We start from the raw sequence: 16288 nt of genomic DNA on the forward strand, positions 1-16288 counted from the left end.
GTCATGGCCGCCACGCACCCCCGGCCCGTCATGGCCGCCGATCCGAGCGGCGCGGGGCGCACGCTCGGCCTGGGCAACCTGTCCGTCGTCCGGCACAACCCCACCCTCCAGTAGTGGACGGCCTCTCCAGCGAGGAGGCCGCGCGGCGCCTGGCCGCGGACGGGCCCAACCGGATGGTCCCCGCCCGCGGCCATCGCGGTGCGCGGCTGCTGATCGCGCAGTTCACCAGCCCGATCGTGCTGATCCTGGTCGCGGCGACCGTCCTGTCGATGGTGCTCGGCGATCTGACCGACGGGATGATCATCCTGGTGATCGTCGCCGCGAGCGGGGCGCTCGGATTCTGGCAGGAGCACTCCGCGGGCCGCGCGGTCGACGCGCTGCTGGCCAGGGTGCGGGTCGAGGTCGAGGTGGTCAGGGACGGCGTCGAGGTGTCGGTGCCGGCCGAGGACGTGGTGGTCGGCGACCTGGTGGTGCTGCGGGCGGGCGACATCGTCGCCGCCGACTGCGTGGCGGACGAGTCGCACAGCCTGCTCGTCGACGAGGCGGCGCTGACCGGCGAGTCCTTCCCCGTGGAGAAACGCGGCGGGGACAAGCTGTTCGCGGGCACCCACGTCGTGAGCGGCGCCGGCCGCGCCGAGGTGACGCGCATCGGGCGTGACACCGAGTTCGCCGCGGTGACCGCCGAGCTGGCCTCGCGCGAGGTCACCACCGGGTTCGAGCGCGGGATGACCCGCTTCGGGCTGCTGCTCGTGCGGGCCATGGTCGTGCTGGTGACCATGATCTTCGTGGTGAACCTGCTGCTGAACAGGCCCATCGTCGATTCGGTGCTGTTCTCCCTGGCGCTGGCCGTCGGACTGACCCCGCAGCTGCTGCCCGCGATCGTCGCGGTCAGCCTGTCGGCGGGGGCGCGGCGGATGGCGGCCGAGCGGGTCATCGTCAAGCGGCTGGACGCCATCGAGGACTTCGGCGCGATGACGATCCTGTGCACCGACAAGACGGGCACGCTCACCGCGGGAGCCGTACGCCTGGACGCGGCCCTCGACCCGCACGGCGCCCCCAGCCCCGAGGTGCTGCGGCTGGCCAGGCTCAACGCCGCGCTCCAGCAGGGCTTCGCCAATCCCGTCGACGCCGCCGTCCTGACGGGCGCGCCGGAGATCGACCAGGCCCTGCGCCTGGACGAGGTGCCCTACGACTTCCACCGCAGGCGGCTGTCGGTGCTGGTCGACGACGGCGGGACGCCGACGCTGGTCACCAAGGGCGCCCTGGATTCCGTGCTCACGGCGTGTGCCGACGCTCCGGATGTGGGAGACCTGTTCGAACGGCTGAGCGGTGACGGCTACCGGGTGCTCGGACTGGCCGTCAAACCGCTGCCGGGGCGCACCTCCGTCTCGTCCGAGGACGAGACGGGCATGACGCTGGCGGGCGTGCTCGCCTTCCACGACCCGGTCAAGCCGGGCGTGGCCGAGGCGATCGCCGACCTGGCCCGGCTGGGGATCTCGGTACGGCTGATCACCGGCGACAATCGGCTCGCCGCGGCGAACATCGCCCGCCAGGTCGGCCTGACCGGGCCCGTCTGCGTGGGCGACGAGATCGACGTGCACGCCCAGGTGTTCGCCGAGGTCGACCCGCTGCACAAGGAGCGCATCGTCCGGGCGCTGCGCGAGAGCGGCGCCACGGTCGGCTTCCTGGGCGACGGCATCAACGACTCCCCCGCGCTGCACGCCGCCGACGTCGGCATCTCGGTCGACACCGCGGTCGACGTGGCCAAACAGTCGGCGGCGATCGTGCTGCTCGACAAGGAGCTGGCGGTCGTCGCCGACGGGGTCAGGCTGGGCCGGCGGACCTTCGCCAACACGCTCAAGTACGTGCGGGTGACCGTCAGCGCCAACTTCGGCAACATGCTCAGCATGGCCGCGGCTTCGGCCTTCCTGCCGTTCCTGCCCTTGCTGCCGCGTCAGATCCTGCTGCTGAACTTCCTGTCCGACATCCCCGGCACGACCATCGCCACCGACTCGGTCGACCCCGAGCAGCTGGAGCGGCCCCGGGCGTGGGACGTCGCGGGGATCCGCACCTTCATGATCATTTTCGGGCTGGTCAGCTCGGTCTTCGACATCGCCACGTTTCTGGTGCTGCGCCTGTGGCTGCACGCCGATACCGACGTCTTCCGCACGGGCTGGTTCGTCGAGTCGACCGCCACCGAACTCGCTGTGATGCTGGTGCTGCGTACGGCCAGGCCGTTCTACCGCAGCCGGCCGTCCTGGCCGCTGCTGGGCTCGAGCCTGGCGGTGGGCGGGCTCACCGTGGCGTTGCCGTACACGCCGCTGGCGGCGCCGCTCGGGCTGGCGCCGCTGTCGTGGGGCGTTCTCGGGGTGCTGGCCGTGCTGACCGCCGGTTACGTGGCGGCCAACGAGGTCGCCAAGCGGTTCACCGGCCGTGAATTCGGCGGCCGGTGACGTCGGCCCGCCCGATCGGCACGGCCGTTGGGCCTGCGCACATGGGACTTCCGGCCCTACGAATCGCCCGCCTGACCTGGTGCGATTGAGGCGAGACCAGGGAGGAAGCCATGATCGTTGTGGGGGTGGACGGCTCGCCCGAGGCCACGGCCGCGCTGGAGTGGGCCGCCGACGACGCACTGCGGATGCACCACGCCCGCTGCCCGGTGGCCGTGATGCGAGGCAGGTGAAAGACATGGCAATCGAAGTCAAGGACGTCATGGGCCGCGTGGCCATCGCCGTGCACGAGGACGCCTCCTTCGGCGACATCGTCGCCGCGATGAAGCGCTACGCCGTCGGCGCCGTCACGGTGATCGACCTCGAGCGCAGGCCGATCGGGGTGGTGTCGGAGGACGACCTGCTGCACAAGGAGACCGACACCGTACGGCACAGCGTCAGCATGTTCGAATCGCGCAGGCAACGCACCGAGCACGTGAAGGCACAGGCCGTCACGGCGTCGGAGCTGATGACCAGCCCGCCCGTCACCGTCACGCCGACCACCCCGGTGCGCGACGCCGCCCGGATCATGCTCGACAAGCGGATCAAGCAGCTTCCCGTCGTCGAACCGATCACCGGCCAGATCGTCGGCACCCTGCACCAGACAGACGTGCTGCGGGTCTTCACCCGCCCGCTGGAGGAGCTGGCGGCCGACATCCGCGCGTTGCTGCCCAAAGGCGTCTCGTTCTACGTCTACGACGGCGTCGTCACGCTCTCCGGCCGGGTCGCCCGCACCTCCGAGGGCACCGCGCTGATCGAGGCCGTGCGACAGGTCGAAGGCGTCGTCGACGTCTCCTCCGAACTGGTCCACGACAGCGACGACCTCCTCATCGTCCCGCCGGAGGCATGATGGCGACCACCCGGCGCATCGAGGTGCGCGGCATCGTGCGGGGCGTCGGCTTCCGGCCCTTCGTGCACCGGCTGGCGACCAGCCTCGGCGTTCGCGGCAGGGTCCGCAACGCCGGTGGCCATGTCGTGATCGACGTCACCGGCAGCCCCGAGGCACTGGACGCCTTCGTCTGCAGCCTGGACGAGGGCAGGCCGGACACCTCGTGGATCAGCCAGGTCATCGTGGTCGAGCGACCGCCCGCCGACCCGGAGGACGTCGAGGTGGGCGAGTTGCCGGAGATCCCACCCGACCTGGCCACCTGCGCCGACTGCCTGCGTGAGCTGTTCACCCCCGGGAACCGGCGCTACCGCTACCCGTTCATCAACTGCGCCGCCTGCGGTCCGCGTGCCACGATCATCGAGGCGCTGCCGTACGACAGGGCCAGGACCAGCATGTGCGGCTTCACGATGTGCCCCGCCTGCGCGGCGGAGTACTCCGACCCCGCGGACCGGCGTTTCCACGCGGAACCGATCGCGTGCCCCGGCTGCGGGCCCCGGCTGCGCTTCGCGGGCGTGACGGGAGAGTCCGCGCTCCATGCCGCCATGGAGATCGTCGGCGCGGGCGGGGTGGTGGCCGTCAAGGGGCTGGGCGGCTTCCAGCTCGTCTGCGACGCGATCAACGAGGAGGCCGTCTCCCGGCTGCGCGCGATCAAGGACCGCCGCGGCAAGCCGCTCGCGGTGATGGTGCGCGACGTGACGGCCGCCTGCGCGCTGGCTCACCTCGAGCCTCCGGACATCTCGCTCCTGAGCTCGCCCGCCGCGCCGATCCTGCTGGCGCCGCGGCGCCTGGGCATGCTCGCGGCGGGCATCTGCGACGGCATGGCCGACCTAGGGCTGTTCCTGCCGTACACCCCGCTGCATCACCTGCTGCTGGACGGATTGCGCCGCCCGCTCGTGGTGACCAGCGCCGGCCACGCCGACGGTCCCATGCCGATCGACACGGTGAGCCTGCCGGTGGACGGCGTCCTCGACCACGACCGGCCGATCGTGAGCCGCTACGACGACTCGGTGGTCCGCAGCCGCGGAACCACCATCCGGGCCGCGCGGGGCCTCACCCCCGCTCCGCACCGCCTGCCGGTCGCCGCACCCCAGCCGCTGCTGGCGGTGGGCGCCCAGCTGAAGAGCACGTTCACGCTTGCCGACGGGGAACACGCCGTGGTCGGCCCGCACATCGGCGACCTGGAGGACGCCGAGACGCTGGAGGCCTACGACATCGCGCTGGACCGGCTGCGCGCGATCCACCGCATCAGCCCCACGGTCGCGGTCCACGACCTGCATCCCGGCTATCTGTCGACCAGGATCGCGCGACGGTATCCGCGGCGGCTGGCCGTACAGCACCATCACGCGCACGTGGCCGCGGTCGCGGCCGAGCACGGGCTGGAGCCGCCCTTCCTGGGGGTCGCCTACGACGGGCTCGGGCTGGGCGACGACGGCACGTTCTGGGGCGGCGAGCTGCTGCTGGCCACCTACACCGGATACGAGCGGCTCGGCCGCTTCTCCCACGCGCCGATGCCCGGCGGAGCGGCGGCCGTCCGCCGGCCCGACCGCATGGCGCTGGGCTACCTGCTCGGCGGCGAGACGTTCCAGGCCCCACCCTCAGGTCTCGCCGCCGATCTGCCCGACCTGGAGGTGATCGAGCGGATGATCACCCAGCGGGTGAACTGCCCGCCCACCTCCAGCGCCGGCCGCCTGTTCGACGCCGCCGCCGCGCTGCTCGGTCTGTGCTCGGTCAACCGCTTCGAGGGCGAGGCTGCCATGCTCTTGGAGGCCGCGGCGACGGGCCCCGCCGAGCCGCTGGCTTGGCGGCTGGAGCGGCGAGACGGGTTGTGGGTGTACGACGGGGTGGCCACGCTGGCCGACCTCCTGGCCGCCCGTGCCGACGGCGAGCCCGTCGGGAAGATCGCCGCCGCCTTCCACGCCACGATCGCCGCCGTCACCGTGCTGATGTGCGAGCGCGCCTCGGAGATCGGCACGGTCTGCCTGTCCGGCGGCGTGTTCCAGAACCGGCTGCTGGCCACGGAGGTGATGGCGCGCCTGGAGAAGGCCGGGTTCGAGCCCTACATCGGCGAGCGCGTGCCCGTCAACGACGCCGGCATCAGCTTCGGCCAGGCCGCCATCGCCGCCGCGAAACTGTCATGTGCCTAGCCCCGCTGCCGATGGAGTGACTCGGCGCTCACGGTAACCATCCGTTTTCGAGACGTGACAGTGCGTGTGCTCCTACATTTGACACAGCAGAGGTTCGGGCCTGCTCACCGACGGGCCCGAACCTCTCATCTTCCGACCGTGCCGCCTCCGGCAGGGCAAGCGCGACGACGCGCGTCACGCCTCCAGGTCCCCATCACGGGGAGAAACCTCATAGGGAGGGCGTTCAGGGACTTTGTGCTCTGGTGTCCACTCTGTGATCGGTGTGACCGTGAAGGTGTAGCACCGTGAGCATGGGGGGTCGTTGTGCACGCCGTACACGCCCAAGCGGAAAGGGTCGGCTCGGCCGTGTCCGCGGAGGTCAAGGAGACGCACGCCGCCGTCCTGTTCCTGGTCGGCGAGCACGTGTACAAGATGAAGAAGCCGGTGGATCTGGGCTTCCTGGACTTCACCACCCGGGAGGCGCGCCGAGCCGCTTGCCACGAGGAGGTGGAGCTCAACCGCAGGCTCGCGCCGGACGTCTACGAGGGGGTCGCCGACGTCACAGGCCCGGACGGCGAGCTGTGCGAGCATCTCGTCGTCATGCGGCGGATGCCGGACGAGCGGCGCCTGTCCGCCCTGGTGGATTCCGGCAGGCCGGTCAACGAGCACCTGAGGGCGATCGCCCGCCTGGTCGCCGGGCTGCACGCGAAGGCGAGGCACGGCCCCCAGATCGACCGCCAGGGCAGCCTGGAGTCGCTGCGCCGCAGGTGGTGCGAAAGCTTCGCGCAGGTCCGCGGCCTACCGGACGCGGTCATCCAGCCTGAGCTCCTGGACGAGATCGAGCACAGGACCCTGCGCTTCCTGGACGGCAGGGCCGCGCTCTTCCAGGCGCGCATCGCGGACGGACGCATCGTCGACGGGCACGGCGACCTGCTGGCCGAGGACATCTTCTGCCTCGACGACGGGCCGCGCGTCCTGGACTGCCTGGAGTTCGACGAGCGCCTGCGCTTCCTGGACGGGCTGGACGACGCGGCGTTCCTGGCCATGGACCTGGAGCAACTCGGCGCCCCTCGGCTGGCTCAGCGCTTCCTCAGCTGGTACGCCGAGTTCTCCGCCGACCCGGCGCCGCCGACGCTGTGGCACCACTACGTGGCCTACCGCGCCTTCGTCCGCGCGAAGGTGGCCTGCCTGCGCCACCGGCAGGGGCGGCAGGACGCCGGCTGGGAGGCCAGGAGGCTGGCCGAGCTGACACTGCGCCACCTGCGCGCGGGTGAGGTGACGATGATCCTGGTCGGTGGCGAGCCGGGTACGGGCAAGTCGACCCTGGGCGGCGCGCTGGCCGACCGCCTCGGCCACACGCTGCTGCGCAGCGACCGGATCCGCAAGGAGCTGGCGGGGCTCGATCCGCTCAAGTCCGCCGCCGCGCCGTACGGCGAGGGCATCTACACCCCTGCCCACACGCAGCGCACCTACCAGGAGCTCCTGTCGCGGGCCGAGCGGCTGGTGTCGATGGGCGAGCCGGTCGTGCTCGACGCCTCCTGGGCCGACGGCCGGTACCGGGCCATGGCGGAGCGTGTGGCCGGCCGTACCGCGACGGAGCTCGTGGCGCTGCGCTGCACGGTCAGCCCGCGGATCGCCGCCGAGCGGCTCGCCGGCGTGCGCGACGTCTCCGACGCCGACGAGTCCATCCGTACGGCGATGGCCGTCGAACCGTGGCCGGAGGCGACCGAGATCGACACCGGGGTCGCGCTGGAGCAGTCGGTGGAGCGGGCGATCGAGGCCGTCCACCCGCCCGAGCTGGAGGTCACCTGGCGATTCCTGCGGCCGCGGATGGAACCCGACTGACAGCGGTCAGCCGGCCCAGGCCTCCAGGGGCTCGCGGCGGCGCAGGTGGGTCAGGGCCTGCTTCTCCAGGCGGCGCACCTGCTGCAGGGACAGGCCGGTCCGGCGGGCGATGTCCGGAAAGGTGTGCTGGTGGCCGTCGTGCAGGCCGAAGCGCAGCGTGACGACCAGCGCCTCGTCGGGGGCCAGGGTGTCCACCAGCGACCTGAGATGCTCGGCCAGCCTGCGGGTCACCGCGACGTCCTCGGCGGACAGCCCGGCGGGGTCCTCGATCAGGTCCGCCAGCATGCGGTTGTGATCTTCGCCTACCGGCATGTCCAGGCTGACCTCGCGCCGGGCGAGGGTCCGCAGTTTGATCACCTTGGCCACCGCCCAGCCCGTCTCCGCCGCCGTCTCCTCCACCGTGGGCTCGCGCCCCAGCCGCCCGGCGAGCTCGCGTTCGATCCTGGCGTGTCGGGTGAGCTCCTCCACGACGTGGATGGGCAGGCGCACCGTCCGTCCCCTGTCGGCCAGCCCGCGCTGGATGGCCTGCCGGATCCACCAGGTGGCGTAGGTGGAGAACTTGAACCCCTTGGCGTAGTCGAACTTCTCCACGGCCTTGATCAGCCCCAGGTTGCCCTCCTGGATCATGTCGAGCAGCGTCATGCCCCGCTGCGGGAACCTGCGCGCGAGCGCCACGACCAGCCGCAGGTTCGCGCGGATCATGTGATCCTTGGCCAGCTCCCCGTCGTCGGCCATGATCAGCAGCTCGGCCTGCCGCGATGTGGACAGCCCGCCGTCGGCGTCGAGCAGCATGCGCGCGTACAGGCCCGCCTCGATCCGCTTGGCCAGCTCCACCTCCTGCTCGGCCGTGAGCAGGGGCGTCTCCCCGATCTGGTCGAGGTACTGGCGCAGCAGATCGGGCTCGCTCTCGGGCTCTCGCGGTTCAGCCCGCACGAGTTCGGAGTCCGGCATGGCCGCCACCTCCCTGGCTCAGCCTCGTCGCAGCCTGGCCGCCGCGTGCACGCCTTCCAGCAGGTACGGCGGGAGCGGCACGACCTCGCCGCCGCCGCGCAGCACCGCCACCACCGCCTCCTCCAGCACGTCGGGCACGGGGTGCACGCGCCCCCCACAGGTCGGGCAGCCGGGCCACACGTCGGGAAGCAGGGCGGCGCAGCCCTCGCACGCGGCGCCGGGCACGTCCGGGCCCTCCTCGACGAGCAGTTGGTGAACGGATCGTGAGTTCACGGCGGCCAGGCAGCTGGGCAGGCCCTCCACCGAGTACGTGCCCGCGGCGGCCTCGTCCAGCACGGCGGCGGCCAGCTTCTCGTCCGCCGAGGCCCGCCAGCGGGCCACGACCTCGTCGGCGAGCCTGCGCAGCTTCACGGGGTTGACCGCGCTCGGCTCGACGACCATGTGCCCGGAGAACGCGCGGCGGGCGAGCGTGGGCAGCAGCGCGATCAGCCGGGTGACGTCGTCCGCGCGCCCGCCGAGCACCACCGCCTCGACACCGTCCTTGCCCACCGCGTCCTCGAGGAGGTCGGCGATACGGCGAAGATGGCCCGCGTGTGTCTCCTCGCCGGTGACCACGGCCGATTCGACCAGCCGGTCCTCCCTGCGGACGCCGATCCAGGCCCGGGCCTCGTCGAAGACGGCCACGCAGTACGGCACCGACCGGTGCAGCGCGGCGAGCAGGGGCCGCACGTAGGGGCGCATGCCGACATGGGCCGACTCCGCCAGGTACCCCGGCAACGGCAGCCGCCTGCGCAGTCCCGGTGCGCGGGAGACGAACAGGGCGACGCCTCCCCGTGTGCCGGGCAGGTCCTCCAGCGCGCCGCGTACGCCGTCGAGGGTGGCGTGGTCGAGGTCAGGGCAGGCCTGCCGGACCAGCCCCACCAGCTGATCAGGGTCGGCGGGGACGGTGAAGTAGAGCGAGACGATCGGCGATGTGATCGGCTCCTCGCTCAACAGTTGCCTGGCGAGCTCGCTGCCTGTCATCGCGACTTCCTTGAAGGACATGCCGCCGTACCTCTCCAGGCTGCGCCCTGGAGCCGTAATGCGCCACTACCTGGCCTCTTCGGTCGTCGGCTGGACGTCCACGACCGCGTGGCAGCACCACCCGCCGCCCGCCCGGGCGAGGACGACGTCGTCGGCCTCGGGGCTCGCGGTCGGCAGGTAACGCAGCCAGGCGTGCGTGACCATCAGCATGACGAGGGTCGTGGTCCCGTCGGGGTGCTCGGCGACCTCGATGTCCGCGGGCACCTGCCCATACGCGGCCATCCGCTCGATCGCCAGGTCCAGGGCCTCGGCCAGGAGGTCGGCATCCGGCTCCGCCTCCAGGCTCTCGGTGATCTGCTCGCCCAGGACGTCCGCTCCCGAGCACCGGACGCCCGCCGTCAGCGCGTGCAGCGCCTCGGCCACGCACTCACCCCTGCCGGGCGCCCAGGCGTCGAGTACCAGGCGCCCTTCGTCTATCCGCACTCGGTGGCTCGGCTCGGTCACCGGGTTCATGCCGTCGCTTCCCACAACCTCCAGCCTGACCCCATGGCTCGCCGTTCGGTAGTGCTGAAGGCCTTTGGATGCCGTTCATCAGGCGAAACGTCAGGCCATGTGCCAAGTTCTGCGGGGTTTGTGGTGCATGCGGCCGGGGATGCCTGGGCGTCGCTGCCACGGGTGCGGGCCGGTGGGCGGGCGGTAGGCCACGCCCATCGCGTCCAGGCGGGCGTAGTGGGCCGCGTTCATCCGGCGCTCGAAGTCGCCGAAGTCGCGCTCGTCGGGGTCCGGCAGTCGCGACCAGGCCACTTCCGCGAAGGCGGCGAGCCGGGGGAAGGCCTGGTAGTCCACCCGGGCGCGGCTGTCGGCGACCTCGGTCCACAGGTTGGCCTGGGTCCCGATGACGCGGGCCGCGTGCGGCGTCCCCGCCAGCCGGGGCGGGACGGGTTCGAAGCGGTAGACGTCCTCCAGCGTGTGCACCCAGCCGAACGGCACCGGCTCGTCGGCGCCGGGGTCCTGGACGTGGTCGAGGTACACCTCCTGCTGGGGGCACATCACCACGTCGTGGCCCGCCTCCGCGGCGGCGATCCCGCCGGTGTACCAGCGCCAGCAGGCGACGGCGGCTCCCTCCGCCAGCCCGCCCTCCACGATCTCGTCCCAGCCGATGAGGCGGCGGCCGCGCGCGGTGAGCCAGCGGTCGAAGTGGCGGATCATCCAGGACTGGAGCTCGTCCTCGTCGTGGAGTCCCAGTCCCTTGATGCGGGCCTGCGCCGTGGCCGAGCGGCGCCACTGGTCCTTGAGGCACTCGTCCCCGCCGATGTGGATGAACCGGCTCGGGAAGACGTCCAGCACCTCGTCCAGTACGCCCTCGTAGAACCGCAGCACGGCGTCGGTCGGCGCCAGCACATGGGGACTCCAGCCCCACTCGGTCCACACCTCGAGCGCGGCCGTGTCGATGACGTCGGTGTTCCCCAGCTCGGGATAGGCCGCGATCGCCGCCTGCGAATGGCCCGGCAGGTCGATCTCCGGGACGACCGTGACGTGCCGCTCCGCGGCGTACGCGATGATCTCCCGCAGGTCGTCCTGGGTGTAGAAGCCGCCGTGCGGCCGCTCGTCCCAGAGCGGCGGCTCGCCCCAGCCCAGGCGGGTCCGCGGCCGCCACGCGCCGACCTCGACGAGCCTGGGGTACCGCTCGATCGCGATGCGCCAGCCCTGGTCGTCGGTCAGGTGGAGGTGGAACACGTTGAGCTTGTGCGCGGCCAGCAGGTCGACATAGCGCAGCACGTCGTCCTTGGGCAGGAAGTGCCGCGCGACGTCGAGCATGAACCCGCGCCACGCGAACCGCGGCGCGTCCCGGATCTCCACGTACGGCACCGCGACGGGTTCGCGCTCGATGGGGGCCCGGCGGAAAGCATCCGGTCCGAGCAGTTGCCGCAAGGTCTGACGCCCCCAGAAGACACCCGCCTCGTCGCCTCCCACGATGTGCGCCCCATCGTGGGACACGGTCAGCTCGTACGCCTCGGGCGCGAGCGAGGAGTCGACGCGCGTACGCACCTCTCCACCGAACGGCCCGGAGCCTCCGGTGAGCCGGAGTTCACGCGGGGCCGGAATCAGATTCACCATGATCCGACCGTCCACGCCTTCCGCCCCGATCTCAAGCGGGAATGTGCCGTGTCAGGCTCCACCCCAGACCGGGATGCCGGCGACGTCGTCGTGTTCCCAGGTGAGCTTCTCGCGGACGGCCACCACGCCGTCGAGGCTCTCGGCCATCCCGGTCAGGGCGATCGCCTCGCTGTGTCTGCGCACCCTGCCAGACAGGGTGATCACACCCTCGTCGACCTCGATGTCCAGCCGTGCGGGGTCGGCCCACACGGCGTATCGCGGGATGGCCTCCAGCAGCTGGCGTCTGATGTCGGCGTCAAGACGCAGGAAGACCTTGAGCAGGTCGCGGCGGCTGACGATGCCGACCAGCTTGCCGTCGGCGTCCACCACCGGCAGGCGTTTGACGCCGTGCCTGTCCATCCTGCGGGCGGCCTCGACGACGCGGGTGCCGGGGGTGGTGACGTACGCGGGCGCGGTCATCAGCTCGCCGGCGGTCTCCCCCATGGCCTTCGCGCGGCCGAGGCCCTCGCTGCCGAAGGATCGGCGGATGCGTGAACGCAGCGGCGGGTGGTATTCGTCGCCGTAGTACTGGTGCTTGAACTCCTCCTTGGCCAGCAGGTCGGCCTCGGTGACGACGCCGACCACGCGGCCGTCGTCGTCCAGCACCGGCAGGCCGCTGACGGCCCGGTTGATGATCAGATCCGCCACCACGTGGAAGTTCGCGTTCTGGTTGACGGCCACCACATCGGTGGTCATCACGTTCCCGACGGTCGTTCTCATGGGATCCTCCTGCGCTCGACCCGGACGATGCCGGTCTTATCCCATCGCCGACATGCCACCCGAGGTAGGGGCGGAAGTCCCGCCTGACGTCCTTCCGATCCGGGACCTTCGGCCCTCACCGCCGGCCCCGGATCATGATGCTGTGGGCCTATGACCGACCGGGAGAAGGAACGAGCGATCCGCATCGCGCTGGAGGCCGCCACCTGGGCGCCATCCGTTCACAACAGCCAGCCCTGGTCATTCTCGATCACCGGGGACGAGATCGCCGTGCGCGCCGACCTCGAGCGAAAGCTGCGTTACGGCGATGCCATGGGCAGGCAGCAGCTGATCAGCTGCGGCGCTGCCCTCTTCAACCTGATCATCACGCTGCGCTGCCAGGGATACGAGCCCGTCGCCCGGATCCTGCCCGACCCGGATCGGCCCTCCTTGCTGGCCACCGTACGGGCAGGAGAACCCACGGACGTCGACGAGCTGACCAAGGCCCTGTGCGACGAGGTCAAGCGCCGTCGCACCCACCGGGCGGGATTCACCGACCTGCCCGTCCCCGACCGGCTCGTCGACGGCCTCGTCGCGCAGGCCGCCGGGGAAGGCGCCCGGCTGACCCCCGTCCGCTCCGCCGTGGCCGTCGAGGTGGTGGCCGCCCTCACCCAGGCCGCGCAGGGCGTCCAATCCCAGGACCGCGTGCTGAACCTGGAGGTCATCCGCTGGGCCCTGCCACCCGGCAGTTCCCGCACCGACGGTGTCCCCGCCGACGCCTATCCCACCGAACCCGCCCGCACCACGCCGTACTTCCCGCAACGCGACTATGCCTGGCGCCACGCGTGGGGCAACGCGTCCGACCAGAGCGCGTCCACCTCTTCGGGCGTTCTGACCCTGCTCACCACGTCGGGCGACACGCGTGAGGAATGGATCGCCTGCGGCAGGGCGCTCCAGCGGGCCCTGCTGTACGCCTCGGCCCACGGGGTCAGCGCCGCCTTCCACACCCAGGCGCTGGAGATGCACCATCTGCGCGAGTACCTCCGGCAGGAACTCTGCTCCGGCGAATACCCTCAGATGATCATGCGGCTGGGCATCACCTTCGACGATACGACCGGTATACGACGCCCCCTGAGTGACGTTCTGGACGCCTGAACACGCAGCTCTTGAGGATCACCCGTGGCATCGCGGCCGTCCGAGCCCACCACCGGCAGCTCGGTCGTGGCGTTCCAGGGCCGGAAGTCCCGCCTCCGGAAGGTCCAACGGCCATGTCGGGCCAGGGGCATGACACGTACTGTCGCTGCCATGGTCATGAATCCGTGGGCGCTCACCTACGACGGCTTCGACCCGTCCGCGGAGGCATTGCGGGAGGCCCTGTGCACACTGGGCAACGGCCGCTTCGCCACCCGAGGGGCGACACCCGACAGACAGACGCGCACGCCCGGCACCTACGTCGCCGGCTGCTACAACCGGCTGACCTCCCCGATCGCCGGCCGTACGGTGACCAACGAAGACCTGGTCAACCTGCCCGACTGGCTGCCGCTGACCTTCGCGACCCCGGACTCGGCATGGTTCTGCCCGGAACGGTCCGAGCTGCTGGACTACGGGCAGGAGCTCGACCTGCGCCACGGGGTCCTGCACCGCACGATCCGCTGGCGAGATGACGCCGGCCGCGTCACCTCGGTACGGCAGCGCCGCCTGGTGTCGATGGCCGACCCCGTTCTGGCCGCGCTGGAGACGACGTTCACCGCGGAGAACTGGTCGGGGCCGCTGCGCGTGCGTGCCACCCTGGACGGCCGGGTGACCAACCGCGGCGTGGCCCGGTACCGGGACCTGCGCGGCGACCACCTGACCGACCACCGCACGGGATCGCGGGACGATCTCACCTGGCTGACCGTCAGGACCCGCTCTTCACAGATCACCGTCGCACTCGCCTCCAGAATCGACCTGCCGGGAGACGTGGAGGCCGAGCAGGACCGGATCACCTCTCACCACGTCCTCGACCTCGTCCCCGGCTCGCCGGTGACGTTGACGAAGGTCGTGGCGCTGGCGACCTCCCGTGATCACGCGATCCACGACGCGCGCTCGGCCGCCCTGAGGTGGGTGCGGCACGCGCCCGGCTTCGACGCGATGCTGGCCCGGCACAGCAGCGCCTGGGATCGGATCTGGGAGCGGGCCGCGATCGAGGTGGACAGCCCGGAACTCGCCCAGATCATCCACCTCCATGTCTTCCATCTGATGCAGACCCTGTCTCCGCACACCGCGGACCTCGACGTGGGCGTGCCCGCCAGAGGGCTGCACGGCGAGGCCTACCGCGGCCACGTGTTCTGGGACGAGCTGTTCGTCCTGCCCTGGCTGAACCTCCGCTTCCCTGAGATCTCGCGGGGCCTGCTGCGCTACCGGTGGCGGCGGCTGCCGGAAGCCAGGCGGGCCGCTCGGGCCGCGGGGTTCGACGGTGCGATGTTCCCCTGGCAGAGCGCCGGCGACGGCAGCGAGCAGACGCAGGCTGTCCACCTCAATCCCCTCTCGGGGCGGTGGCTGACCGACCGGTCTCGCCTGCAGCGTCACATCGGCCTGGCCATCGGCTACAACGTGTGGCAGTACTACCTGGCGACCGGTGCACTACCGGAGTGGTGCGCCGAGCTCGTGCTCGACATCGCCAGGTTCTTCGCGTCGCTGGCCGTGCTCGACCCTTCCTGCGGCCGTTACGAGATCCGCGACGTCATGGGGCCCGACGAGTACCACACCAGCCCAGGCCTGGCCAACAACGCCTATACCAACGTGATGACCGTGTGGCTGCTGATGCGCGCCCGAGAAGCCGCCGAGCTGGTGCCCGCACTCCGCCCCGCCGATGACGAGCTGGCGCGCTGGGACGACATCACCCGGCGGATGCGGGTGGACTTCCTCGACAACGGCGTGATCAGCCAGTTCACCGGTTACGGCGAGCTGCTCGAGCTGGACTGGGCGCGCTACCGGGGCGTGCGCCGCCTGGATCGGGCTCTGGAGGCCACCGGTGACGACGTCAACCGGTACAAGGCGTCCAAGCAGGCCGACGTGCTCATGCTGGTGTACCTGCTGCCCGCCGAGGAACTGCTGGCGATCCTGGATCGGCTCGGCTACCCGGCAGAGCCCGACCTGATTCCCCGGACGGTCCAGTACTACCTGGCGCGCACCAGCCACGGCTCGACGCTGAGCGCGGTGGTGCACGCCTGGGTGCTGGCCAGGTCCGACCGTGCGCGGTCGTGGCGGTTCTTCGCCGAAGCCCTCACCTCCGACATCAAGGACGTCCAGCACGGCACCACCGCGGAGGGCATCCATCTGGGGGCGATGGCCGGCACCCTGGACCTGGTGCAGCGCTGCTACCTGGGGCTGGAGGTCCGCAGGGACGGGCTGCGGGTGAACCCGCAGTTGCCTGACGGACTCGGGGCGGTCTCGATGGCACTGCAGGTGCGCGGTACCCGATTCGTCATCGACGCCGACAACGATTCGGCACGGATCAACGGTGCCACGATCCGGTGTGGCGACAGCCGTACGTTCACCCTCGAAACGGCCCTCATTCCCGGTCACGAGGATGCTGCGGCTCGCTGATCTCGCTGATGACCGGCCTGAGCAGGTCGGCTGTCATCTGGTGGCTGTGGAGCAGCAGGTCGTCCAGGGTCACCATACCGATCACGGTCCCACTGTCGACGACCGGAAGACGGCGGAAGGCATGGCGTCGCAAGGTCTCGTAGGCCATGTCGAGATCGTCGTCCGGCCGTACGGTGACAGGGGCCGGGGTCATCACCATGCTGATCGGACCGTCGGCATCGAGCCCGCGCCCGAGCACCCGCAAGGCGAGATCACGATCGGTCACGATTCCCGTGATCTCGTGCCCATCGGTCACGATCACACAGCCGACACCGGAGTAGTCCATGTGCTGCGCGACATCACGGATCGGCGTGAACGGCGTCACTTCCACGATGGGAGCTGACATCACATCTTTGATCTTCATCGTCGCCCCTCCTTCGTCAGCTCCAGCTTCATGGGCGGGACTCGAAACGGGTGGAGGCCAAGGTCCCGAAGAGGAGGACCAAAGTCCCGTCCGCGGGCCGGCCGGACGGCGGTGACCTTGTATC

The 16288-nt window shown here is 70.9% G+C and carries 13 protein-coding genes; 7 read left to right on the forward strand and 6 right to left on the reverse strand.

Translation table 11 applies throughout. The annotated features are described in order from the left end of the window. Positions 1 to 113: 113 nt before the first annotated feature. The 5 genes from mgtA (at position 114) to KIK09_RS24710 (ending at position 7346) form a co-directional block, all read left to right on the forward strand. Positions 114 to 2453 carry a magnesium-translocating P-type ATPase gene (gene mgtA / locus KIK09_RS24690; RefSeq protein WP_214321716.1) on the forward strand — a complete coding sequence of 780 codons (2340 nt, stop codon included), beginning with the start codon at positions 114 to 116 and terminating at the stop codon, positions 2451 to 2453. Positions 2454 to 2563: 110 nt separating this feature from the next. After that, a complete protein-coding gene (locus tag KIK09_RS57975; protein ID WP_250573753.1) occupies positions 2564 to 2683 on the forward strand; it encodes a universal stress protein in 120 nt (39 codons plus the stop codon). Between the two features lie 5 nt (positions 2684 to 2688). Continuing rightward, positions 2689 to 3339, forward strand: a complete 651-nt coding sequence (locus KIK09_RS24700; RefSeq protein WP_214321717.1) for a CBS domain-containing protein — start codon at positions 2689 to 2691, stop codon at positions 3337 to 3339. Continuing rightward, complete coding sequence (hypF, locus tag KIK09_RS24705) at positions 3336 to 5522, forward strand: carbamoyltransferase HypF (protein ID WP_250573754.1); 2187 nt, start codon at positions 3336 to 3338, stop codon at positions 5520 to 5522. Before KIK09_RS24700 ends, hypF begins: the two co-directional genes overlap by 4 nt. A gap of 345 nt (positions 5523 to 5867) precedes the next feature. Then, positions 5868 to 7346 carry a bifunctional aminoglycoside phosphotransferase/ATP-binding protein gene (locus tag KIK09_RS24710; RefSeq protein ID WP_214321718.1) on the forward strand — a complete coding sequence of 493 codons (1479 nt, stop codon included), beginning with the start codon at positions 5868 to 5870 and terminating at the stop codon, positions 7344 to 7346. A gap of 6 nt (positions 7347 to 7352) precedes the next feature. On the opposite strand, the gene KIK09_RS24715 is transcribed toward KIK09_RS24710, so the two are convergent. From KIK09_RS24715 to KIK09_RS24735, 5 genes are all read right to left on the reverse strand, one after another. Further along, a complete protein-coding gene (locus KIK09_RS24715) occupies positions 7353 to 8297 on the reverse strand; it encodes a sigma-70 family RNA polymerase sigma factor (protein WP_214321719.1) in 945 nt (314 codons plus the stop codon). 18 nt (positions 8298 to 8315) lie between these two features. Next, positions 8316 to 9341: a hypothetical protein gene (locus KIK09_RS24720; RefSeq protein ID WP_214321720.1), complete on the reverse strand. Its 1026-nt coding sequence runs from the start codon at positions 9339 to 9341 to the stop codon at positions 8316 to 8318. 45 nt (positions 9342 to 9386) lie between these two features. Then, entirely contained in the window at positions 9387 to 9833 is a 447-nt protein-coding gene (locus KIK09_RS24725) for an archease (RefSeq protein ID WP_214321721.1), read from the reverse strand. Between the two features lie 90 nt (positions 9834 to 9923). Beyond that, positions 9924 to 11438 carry a beta-N-acetylhexosaminidase gene (locus KIK09_RS24730; RefSeq protein WP_214321722.1) on the reverse strand — a complete coding sequence of 505 codons (1515 nt, stop codon included), beginning with the start codon at positions 11436 to 11438 and terminating at the stop codon, positions 9924 to 9926. Positions 11439 to 11489: 51 nt separating this feature from the next. Next, positions 11490 to 12197 (reverse strand): CBS domain-containing protein, encoded by a 708-nt coding sequence (locus KIK09_RS24735; RefSeq protein ID WP_214321723.1) that lies wholly within the window; start codon positions 12195 to 12197, stop codon positions 11490 to 11492. 150 nt (positions 12198 to 12347) lie between these two features. Here KIK09_RS24735 and KIK09_RS24740 point away from each other — a divergent pair, with 150 nt between their 5' ends. Next, complete coding sequence (locus KIK09_RS24740; protein ID WP_214321724.1) at positions 12348 to 13328, forward strand: Acg family FMN-binding oxidoreductase; 981 nt, start codon at positions 12348 to 12350, stop codon at positions 13326 to 13328. Between the two features lie 150 nt (positions 13329 to 13478). Then, positions 13479 to 15761 (forward strand): glycoside hydrolase family 65 protein, encoded by a 2283-nt coding sequence (locus KIK09_RS24745; RefSeq protein WP_250573755.1) that lies wholly within the window; start codon positions 13479 to 13481, stop codon positions 15759 to 15761. Here KIK09_RS24745 and KIK09_RS24750 read toward each other — a convergent pair. Further along, the gene (locus KIK09_RS24750) at positions 15727 to 16164 is read right to left on the reverse strand and encodes a CBS domain-containing protein (protein WP_214321725.1); all 438 of its coding nucleotides are present in this window, start codon (positions 16162 to 16164) and stop codon (positions 15727 to 15729) included. The genes KIK09_RS24745 and KIK09_RS24750 overlap by 35 nt on opposite strands. Positions 16165 to 16288: the final 124 nt, after the last annotated feature.

This window comes from Nonomuraea sediminis (assembly GCF_018531495.1).
Classification (GTDB): Bacteria; Actinomycetota; Actinomycetes; order Streptosporangiales; family Streptosporangiaceae; genus Nonomuraea; species Nonomuraea sediminis.

What these genes read in the sequence shown, in the direction of transcription:
- KIK09_RS57975 (WP_250573753.1), top strand. Translation starts at nt 2,564, where the DNA reads ATGATCGTTGTGGGGGTGGACGGCTCGCCCGAGGCCACGGCCGCGCTG.
- KIK09_RS24700 (WP_214321717.1), top strand. Translation starts at nt 2,689, where the DNA reads ATGGCAATCGAAGTCAAGGACGTCATGGGCCGCGTGGCCATCGCCGTG.
- hypF (WP_250573754.1), top strand. Translation starts at nt 3,336, where the DNA reads ATGATGGCGACCACCCGGCGCATCGAGGTGCGCGGCATCGTGCGGGGC.
- KIK09_RS24715 (WP_214321719.1), bottom strand. Translation starts at nt 8,297, where the DNA reads ATGCCGGACTCCGAACTCGTGCGGGCTGAACCGCGAGAGCCCGAGAGC.
- KIK09_RS24720 (WP_214321720.1), bottom strand. Translation starts at nt 9,341, where the DNA reads ATGTCCTTCAAGGAAGTCGCGATGACAGGCAGCGAGCTCGCCAGGCAA.
- KIK09_RS24725 (WP_214321721.1), bottom strand. Translation starts at nt 9,833, where the DNA reads ATGAACCCGGTGACCGAGCCGAGCCACCGAGTGCGGATAGACGAAGGG.
- KIK09_RS24730 (WP_214321722.1), bottom strand. Translation starts at nt 11,438, where the DNA reads ATGGTGAATCTGATTCCGGCCCCGCGTGAACTCCGGCTCACCGGAGGC.
- KIK09_RS24735 (WP_214321723.1), bottom strand. Translation starts at nt 12,197, where the DNA reads ATGAGAACGACCGTCGGGAACGTGATGACCACCGATGTGGTGGCCGTC.
- KIK09_RS24740 (WP_214321724.1), top strand. Translation starts at nt 12,348, where the DNA reads ATGACCGACCGGGAGAAGGAACGAGCGATCCGCATCGCGCTGGAGGCC.
- KIK09_RS24745 (WP_250573755.1), top strand. Translation starts at nt 13,479, where the DNA reads ATGGTCATGAATCCGTGGGCGCTCACCTACGACGGCTTCGACCCGTCC.
- KIK09_RS24750 (WP_214321725.1), bottom strand. Translation starts at nt 16,164, where the DNA reads ATGAAGATCAAAGATGTGATGTCAGCTCCCATCGTGGAAGTGACGCCG.